This window comes from Candidatus Fusobacterium pullicola (assembly GCA_018883725.1).
GTDB lineage: Bacteria > Fusobacteriota > Fusobacteriia > Fusobacteriales > Fusobacteriaceae > Fusobacterium_A > Fusobacterium_A pullicola.
The window spans coordinates 21,947-30,134 of record JAHLFN010000053.1 but is presented as its reverse complement, the minus strand read 5'-3'; the positions used below and the strand labels follow the sequence as shown (position 1 = coordinate 30,134).

9 protein-coding genes are annotated in these 8,188 nt (G+C 29.5%); 6 read left to right on the top strand and 3 right to left on the bottom strand.

What is annotated here, in order from left to right; translation table 11 throughout:
* Nucleotides 1–704, bottom strand: a 704-nt coding sequence (locus IAA47_05340; protein ID MBU3842391.1) for an EamA family transporter, incomplete at its 3' end; no start/stop codon positions are given.
* A gap of 102 nt (nt 705–806) precedes the next feature.
* Between IAA47_05340 and IAA47_05335 the strand changes: the two genes are divergently transcribed.
* Nucleotides 807–1,286, top strand: a complete 480-nt coding sequence (locus IAA47_05335; GenBank protein ID MBU3842390.1) for a GNAT family N-acetyltransferase — start codon at nt 807–809, stop codon at nt 1,284–1,286.
* Between the two features lie 68 nt (nt 1,287–1,354).
* Here the strand turns inward: IAA47_05335 and IAA47_05330 are convergent, their stop codons facing one another.
* The gene (locus tag IAA47_05330) at nt 1,355–1,894 is read right to left on the bottom strand and encodes a rubrerythrin family protein (GenBank protein ID MBU3842389.1); all 540 of its coding nucleotides are present in this window, start codon (nt 1,892–1,894) and stop codon (nt 1,355–1,357) included.
* Between the two features lie 136 nt (nt 1,895–2,030).
* The gene (locus IAA47_05325) at nt 2,031–2,921 is read right to left on the bottom strand and encodes a lysophospholipid acyltransferase family protein (protein MBU3842388.1); all 891 of its coding nucleotides are present in this window, start codon (nt 2,919–2,921) and stop codon (nt 2,031–2,033) included.
* Nucleotides 2,922–3,081: 160 nt separating this feature from the next.
* On the opposite strand from IAA47_05325, the gene IAA47_05320 reads away from it, so the two are divergent.
* Genes IAA47_05320 through IAA47_05300 form a run of 5 tightly spaced genes read left to right on the top strand, consistent with a single transcriptional unit; the run spans nt 3,082 to nt 8,186 of the window.
* Entirely contained in the window at nt 3,082–3,777 is a 696-nt protein-coding gene (locus tag IAA47_05320) for a 5'-methylthioadenosine/adenosylhomocysteine nucleosidase (protein MBU3842387.1), read from the top strand.
* Between the two features lie 10 nt (nt 3,778–3,787).
* Nucleotides 3,788–5,023, top strand: a complete 1,236-nt coding sequence (locus tag IAA47_05315) for a bifunctional folylpolyglutamate synthase/dihydrofolate synthase (protein MBU3842386.1) — start codon at nt 3,788–3,790, stop codon at nt 5,021–5,023.
* Nucleotides 5,016–5,297, top strand: coding sequence for a hypothetical protein (locus tag IAA47_05310; GenBank protein MBU3842385.1), 282 nt, complete (start codon nt 5,016–5,018; stop codon nt 5,295–5,297). Before IAA47_05315 ends, IAA47_05310 begins: the two co-directional genes overlap by 8 nt.
* On the top strand, nt 5,278–7,245 hold the full coding sequence (gene hprK / locus IAA47_05305) for an HPr(Ser) kinase/phosphatase (GenBank protein ID MBU3842384.1): 1,968 nt from the start codon (nt 5,278–5,280) through the stop codon (nt 7,243–7,245). Before IAA47_05310 ends, hprK begins: the two co-directional genes overlap by 20 nt.
* Nucleotides 7,242–8,186 (top strand): bifunctional oligoribonuclease/PAP phosphatase NrnA, encoded by a 945-nt coding sequence (locus tag IAA47_05300; protein MBU3842383.1) that lies wholly within the window; start codon nt 7,242–7,244, stop codon nt 8,184–8,186. The genes hprK and IAA47_05300 overlap by 4 nt, the downstream gene beginning before the upstream one ends.
* Nucleotides 8,187–8,188 lie beyond the last annotated feature (2 nt).

The following is an 8,188-nucleotide window of genomic DNA, read 5'->3' as shown; positions in this document are numbered from 1 at the left end:
GGGAAAATACAAGTACACATAGAGTGTGCAATCATAAAAATAGATATTTCAATAGGATTAGAACTAACAAGTTCAGTTACAAATTTCCAATCATTCATAGGAAAAAGAACAATAGTAATAGCCAAAGTACTATAAAAAGTTATAGTGAGAGCATCATACTTTTTTTCCATAGCAATTTTTGAAAAAATACTATAGAGTGAATAGAAAACCGCTGAAAGTAGTCCTATGAAAATTCCTTTAAAAGACCAGTGCATACTTGAAGTTTCAAAAATTCCACTAGCTAAGACACTACCAATAATAGCTAGAATCATACAGATAACTTTAATGGATGTAATTTTTTCTCTGAATAAAAAATAGGAGAAAAGAACTACAAATATTGGAGCTAAACTTAATAAAATTGCAGATAGAGATAAAGATAACTCTGTAATTGCAAAATTATAGCTCAAGTTTAATCCTAAAGTTCCTAATACTCCAGCTCCAAAAAATATCCAACTATCTTTTAAAGCTATAGAAAAAAGTTTCTTATTGGTAAAAAATAACCAAATAGCTAATAAGGGTAGAGCTATAAATACTCTTAAAAAAACTATAGAATAACTATCCACTCCCATTTCAATTAATTTTCGAATAAAAATTCCTCCAGCTCCAAAAAATATTCCAGATAATATTGGAAAAATAGAGATAATCTTATTGTTTTTTGCTAACATTTTTTAATTCCCCTTTTAATAAATTTAGTAATTTCTATTATAATATTAATTTTTCTAAAGATCAATATGTGGTATAATAAAAATAAAAAGGGTGAGATATAGATGGAAATAAGATTACTTGTAAAAGAAGATATCAATGAGATGGTAAAACTATATGTAAAAAGTTGGAGGGCAACATATAAAGGGATAATACCAGATAAAATTTTAGATACAATAACAGAGGAAAAATTTAATAAAATTTGGAGTGAATATATAACAAAAGAGAAAAATGGTATATTTGGAGCTTTTGAAGATGAAAATTTTTTAGGTTTTGGAGCTTTTACTCCAGATGAAAATATGGAGAACGTACTCTATTTAGATTCGTTACATATAAAGGATGAATACAAGGGTAGAGGAGTTGGAACAACAATAATTTCAACTTTAAAGAGATATGCTAAACAAGAGGGATATATAGGAATAAGTGTATCTGTTATGAGTGGGAATGTAAAGGCTAGAAATTTATACATTAAATTAGGAGCTAAACACCTAAAAAATTATATAGGTTTTGAAACTCAATGTGAAAAATTATATTGGGAACTATAAAAGTAACAGAGAGGATACTGTCAAAATTAGCAATATCCTCTCTGTTTAATTATAATTTTTATAGAAAATTAATAATTTTTAGGTTCAATCATAAAGTATCCACCAGGATGTTTACATACTGGGCATAGTTGAGGAGCTTTTTTACCATAGTGTACATGTCCACAGTTCATACATTCCCAAGCAACTTCTTCATCTCTTTCAAATACCATATTTTCTTTTATATTTTCTAATAATTTTCTATATCTTTCTTCGTGTCTTTTTTCAATCTTAGCAACACCTTCAAAAGCTTTAGCTATATCAGTAAATCCTTCTTCTCTAGCTTCCTTTGCAAAAGTAGCATACATATCAGTCCATTCGTAGTTTTCTCCTTCAGCAGCATCAAGAAGATTATCTATTGTAGATGGAACTTCTCCGCCTTTTAATAGTTTAAACCAAAGTTTAGCATGCTCTTTCTCATTATTAGCTGTTTCTTCAAAGATTTTAGCTATTTGCTCATAACCATCTTTTTTAGCCTTTGATGCATAATAAGTATATTTATTTCTAGCTTCTGATTCTCCTGCAAATGCAGTCATAAGATTTTTTTCAGTTTTAGTTCCTTTTAATTCCATAATAACCTCCTATAATTCATACAATTTATTTAAATTTGTAATATTTACAATTATGATATCACTTTTTGAAATAAAAGTCAAATATTTTTAATAATTTTTATAATCTAAATATAGTATAAAAAAATAGAGAAAGAGACTATTTTCTCTTTCTCTTATATAATTTACTATATAGATTCCATCTATCATGAAACCACATCCATTGCTCAGGATGTTTTCTGATAACATCTTCCATCTCTTTTATCAATCTTTGAGTGTTATTTAAAACATCCTCTTTAAAATTTCCTGTCTTAACAAGTTCAAACTTATTTATTACAGATGTACAGCTATTATCAGGATTAAAATAGTTATATCCCCAGATAATAGGAATATCGAATTTTAAAGCAAGAGAGATTGCTCCAGTTGGTGCTTTTGCTTCCATTCCAAAAAAATCAACAATAGCTCCTTTATCTCTATGATCACTAAAAAGGGCAAAAATCTCTTTATTATTTAAACGTTTAATAAGCTCCTTACTAGTAGATTTACTTTTAGAAAATACAGTTAAATTTAGATCTTTCTTTCTACTTTCAGTTATAAATTCATTTAAATAAGGATTTCTCTGCTCTTTAGCTACAGTAACTATACTATATCCTTCGGCAGCTTTAATTATTGCCTCCATATTTCCCATATGCATTAGGGCAGCAATAACACCTTTATTTTGATTGTAAGCTTCATCTAAAACCTCTCTATTTATAACAATAACTTTTTTAGGATCTTTTAGGTATGTATTAAACCAAAGAGTGCAAAGAAAAGCTTTGATCATAATTTTAAATGATTCAATAGCAATAGCTTCAACTTCGTGTTGATCTTTTTCAGGAAAAGCCATTTTAAGATTTGCAAGAGCAATTAATCTTCTTTTTTTAACAAGTTTGTACATAAGTATTCCTAGAAAATCACCAAATTTAAATCTTGCAGATTCTGGGAATAAAAGTAGTAATTTGTAAAATATCATTATGATAAGAAATTGTATTTTATAAGAAAAGTTTTTCATCATTAACTCCCTAATTTAAAATTTTGCATAGATATTATAGCATAAAAATAAAAAAAATAACAATTATAAATAAAATAAAGTTTATTAAATTGCTTACTAGCTAACTATATGGTATAATTTTTTAATGAGATAAAATTTTGATTAGAGGTGGAATAAATTTATGGTAATAGGTATAATCGGAGCAATGAATGAGGAGATCATAGAGTTAAAATCTGTGATGACTAGTATAGAGGAAGAGAGATTAGGAAATTTAACTTTTTTTAAAGGAGAGCTAAAAGGTAAGAGAGTTGTACTTGTAGAGGGAGGAATTGGTAAGGTAAATGGAGCTATATGTGCAACTTTAATGAAGAACCATTTCAATGTAGATAAACTATTTTTTACAGGGGTAGCTGGAGGAGTAAATCCTGAGATAAATATAGGGGATATAGTTGTAGGAACAGATTTAATAGAACATGATTTTGATTGTAGTGCATTTGGATATGAATTAGGAAAAATTCCTAGAATGGAAGAGTATCAATTCAAAGCTGATGAGAGTTTAAGAAGGATAGCTGTAGAAGTTGCTACTGAAACTTTTGGAAAAGAGAAGGTTTGGGAAGGAAGAATAGTAAGTGGAGACCAATTTATAGCTTCACCAGAGAAGATAAAATGGTTAAAAGAGACATTTAATGCTTATTGTACAGAGATGGAAGGGGCAGCAGTAGCTCATGTTTGTTATATTTTTGAGATTCCATTCCTAGTTATAAGAGCAATTTCAGATAAGGCAGATGATGATGCTAAAGTAGATTATCCAGAGTTTGTAAAATTAGCAGCTAAAAACTCAAAAACAATAATTGAGGGAATTTTAGAAAGAATATAGGTGAAAATATATGGAGATAGAGAAATTATTAGATGAGCTATACTCTTACTCTATGCATGGAATAAAATTAGGTTTAGAGAATATAAAGACTCTTTGTAAAGAGATGGGAGAACCACAGAAAGATTATAAAGTAATACATGTAGCAGGAACAAATGGAAAGGGCTCAACCTCTACAACAATAGAAACAATACTTCTAGAAGCAGGGTATAGAGTTGGAAAATATACTTCTCCTCATATTTTAAAGTTTAATGAGAGAATAAGAGCTAATGGACAGGATATAACAGATGAAGATATAGTAAAATATTATCAACTAGTAAAGGATATAGTAGCTAAAACAGGATTAAGACCTACATTTTTTGAAATGACGACAGCTATGATGTTTAAATACTTTTCTGATTTAAAATTGGATTATGTTGTTCTAGAAACAGGAATGGGAGGAAGATTTGATGCTACTAATGTATGTGAAGCTGATATTTGTGTAATAACAAATGTAGGATTAGATCATATAGAGTATCTAGGAGATACTATTTATAAAATTGCTAAAGAGAAGGCTGGAATTATAAAAAATTGTCCAAAAGTCATAGTAGCAGATAGTAATTCAGAGTTTTTAAAAGCTATATCTGAAGAAAAAGCTGAGATTATCAATGTATTGGAGAAATATAAAGATGCGAGAATGAAGCTTGATTTTAAAAAGTTTGTAACAAGGATAGAGATAGGAGAGGAAGGTTATGATTTCTCTCTTTTTGGAGATTATCAATTTAAAAACTTTTTAACTGCTTATGAAGTGGTTACTGAACTTGGAATAGATAGAGAGATAATCAAAAAAGCTTGTAAAAAAGTTGTATGGCAGTGTAGATTTGAAAGATACTTAGAAAAACCATTAGTTATTTTAGATGGGGCTCATAATGAAGATGGTATGAGAGAGCTTTGTAAAATAATAGAGCAAGGGTATAGAAGTGATGAGGTTGTAATCATAACTTCTATATTAAAGGATAAAGATGTAAAGCATATGTTAAAATTGATGAGAAAGATAAGTGATAATATTGTTTTTACATCATTAGAGGATAATCCTAGAGGAACTACTGGAGAGAAAATCTTAGAACAGCTAGAGGAAAAAAGAGGATGTTTAGTTGAAAATGATATGAAAAAAGCATATGAGATAGCTAAGAATTTAAATAAAAAGATTATAGTTGTCTGTGGATCTTTTTATACTTTAAGTAAATTTAAAGAGGAGATAGATGGCTAAAAAGAATAGTGGAGTAAAATTCATAATATATTTAATAATTTTTGGAGTATTTTTTTATTATGAATATGGATTATATAAAAAATATATTCAAGATAAGATAATTAGAGATAGGGTAAGAGAGGAGAAAACAAGAGAGATAGAGAAAGCTTTCTTACTTAGGGATAAGGATTTCTACTTAGATAGGGACTACGAGAGAAAATTGAAGGATTTAAAGAGTAAACAGATGATTGAAAAGAGTTCTTTATCGAAAGGGGATGAAGTTATTGGGCAATGAAATAACAAGTAATAAAAAGGTAACAATACTTGATTTAAAAGAGTATTTGGGATTAGAGATAATAACAGAGGGAAATTTGGAGCTTCAAATTAAGGTTCCAAGTATTTATCAAATTGGATATGAGTTAGTTGGATTTTTTGAAGTTGATGAAGAGTTAAATAACTATATTCATATTTACGGAAGAAAGGAATCAAGATTTTTAGCTAAATTTTCTGAAGAGGAGAGAAAAAAAATATTTGATGAGTACTTTAAATATAATTTTCCAGCTTTAATAATAACTAATGAGGGTACTGTATTTCCTGAGATGATAGAGAGTGCTAAGAAAAATGGTAGAACAATACTGAAAAGTAAGAGAAGAACCTCTGCTACAATAAGAGAGGCTAAATTTTTTCTATCTAAGAGATTAGCAGAAGAGAAGATGTATGATGGATATATTTTCTTAGATGTTATGGGAATGGGAGTTCTATTGACTGGATATGAAGATGCCAAATTAGGAGTAACAATAGAGCTTTTAGAAAGAGGACATCGTCTGATTACAGATAATCATCTGATGATAAAAAGAGTAGCTGAAAATGATTTAGAGGGATATAATAGAGTTGATAAAACTATAATGGATAGCCATTTTTTTCTAGATAACTTGAAAGATGGAAGTAAGATTGATGTAACTACACTCTTTGGAATAAAGGCAACTAGAAAGATGAAAAGAGTAGACTTATTAATAGTCTTAGAAGAGTGGAATGAGAAAAAATTCTATGATAGACTTGGACTAGATGAAGTGTACGAGGAGTTCTTAGGAAGTAAGATACCAAAATTAAATATTCCAGTTAGAAAGGGAAGAAACTTAGCAATTATCATTGAGACAGCGGCTTTAAATTATAGATTGAAGATGATGGGTGTAAACTCGGCAGAGTATTTTATGAAGGAATCTCAAAAATTGATAACTGCTAATAAAAAGAAGCAAGGAGATAAGGATATGAATAACGGAAAGGTACTATCAGTTAAAGAGTTGAAAAATCAATTCAATTTAAAAGTTCTTTTGGGAGAGGATAGATTAGATGATACTTTCATAAAGACAACAAGTATACATAGACCCTCACTTGCTTTAGCTGGATATGTAGAAAATTATAAGGACGCAGCTTATAATGGAGTTCAGATTTTCTCAAAGGCTGAGTTTAAATTTTTGAGTACATTACCAGAAGAGGTAAGGATAAAAAATTTAGAAAATTATCTTCAGTTTCAGTTACCAGTTTTAGTACTTACTGATGATGTAGAGGTACCAGAGTATTTCTACGAATTAGTAAAGAAAAGAGGAATGATACTATGTAGAAGCTCATATAAGAAAGCATCACAGATGATAGCTAATTTCAATAGTTATTTGGAGACATATTTTACTCCAAATATATCAGTACATGGTGTATTTTTAGAGATGTATGGTTTTGGAGTTCTACTTACTGGAAAGAGTGGAGTAGGAAAGAGTGAGACAGCTTTAGAGTTAATCCATAGAGGACATAGACTTGTGGCTGATGACTTGGTAAAGTTTGTAAAGGACACTAGTGGAGATATAGTTGGAACTTCTGCTAACCTTCCATATTTTATGGAGATAAGAGGTTTAGGAATAATAGATATAAAAACTCTGTATGGTTTAGGTGCTGTTAGAATAAATAAGAAATTGGATATAGTAATAGAGCTGAGAGAACAGGAGTGTTGTAACGACTATTTGACAACAGTAGATTATCAAAATAGTGAAACAGAGGTTTTAGATAATAAGGTTCCAAAGATGACTCTATATATCTCTTCTGGAAGAAATGCTGCTGCCATGGTAGAGATAGCAGTTATGAATCTTATGGCTAGTAAATTAGGACATGATCCAGAAAAATTATATAGAGAGGGATTAAAGAGAATGACAGAAGAGGAAAGAAAAGCCTTAGGATTGGAGGAGAAAATTTGAGAGAATTTTTAGAGATAAGAGATAAGATTTTAGAGAGTGATAATATAGTTGTAGTATCTCATGTGAATCCAGATGGAGATGCTATAGGCTCAGGACTTGCCCTAACATTAGGACTTAGAAAAATAGGAAAAAAAGTTAGATTTATTTTACAAGATAAATATTCAGATAATATAAGTTATCTTAAAGATTTAAAGAGTATAGAACAATATGATGAGACAAAAGAGTATGATTTTAATCTAGTTATATGTGTAGATGGAGCAACAGATGATAGATTGGGAGATGCTAAGGCACTATTAAAAAATAGATTTGTAATAAATTTTGACCACCACATAAGTAACACTATGTATGGAGATTTAAATTGTGTTACTGAAATATCATCTACAAGTGAGTTAATCTATAAATTTTTAAAATTCTGTGGAATAGAGATTGATATAGATATGGCTGAAGCTCTATATACAGGACTTGTAAATGATACTGGAAATTTTACTCACAATAATGTAACAACAGAAACTTTTGAAATGGCTAGTGAATTAAAAAGAGTAGGTATAGATAACTCAAAGATAGTGAGAGAGTTCTTTAATACAAAAACCTTAGCAGCTATAAAACTTTTAGGGAAAGCTATGTATGATATGGAGTATAATGAGGAGAAAAAATTAGTTTATTACTTTATGTCAAGGGCTGAACTAGATAGATTTAATGGTAGGAAAGAGGATACTGAAGGGATTGTAGAGAGATTGATAGCTTTAAAAGAGGCTGAGGTATCACTTTTTTTAAGAGAGGATAAAGTAGGAGTTATAAAAGGAAGTATGAGAAGTAAACACGATGTAGATGTAAACGAGATAGCTTCTATTTTTAATGGTGGAGGACACCGTAAGGCAGCAGGTTTTACAAGTGAACTTCCAGCTGAAGAGATAATCAAAATAGTACTTGAAAAACTGTAGGT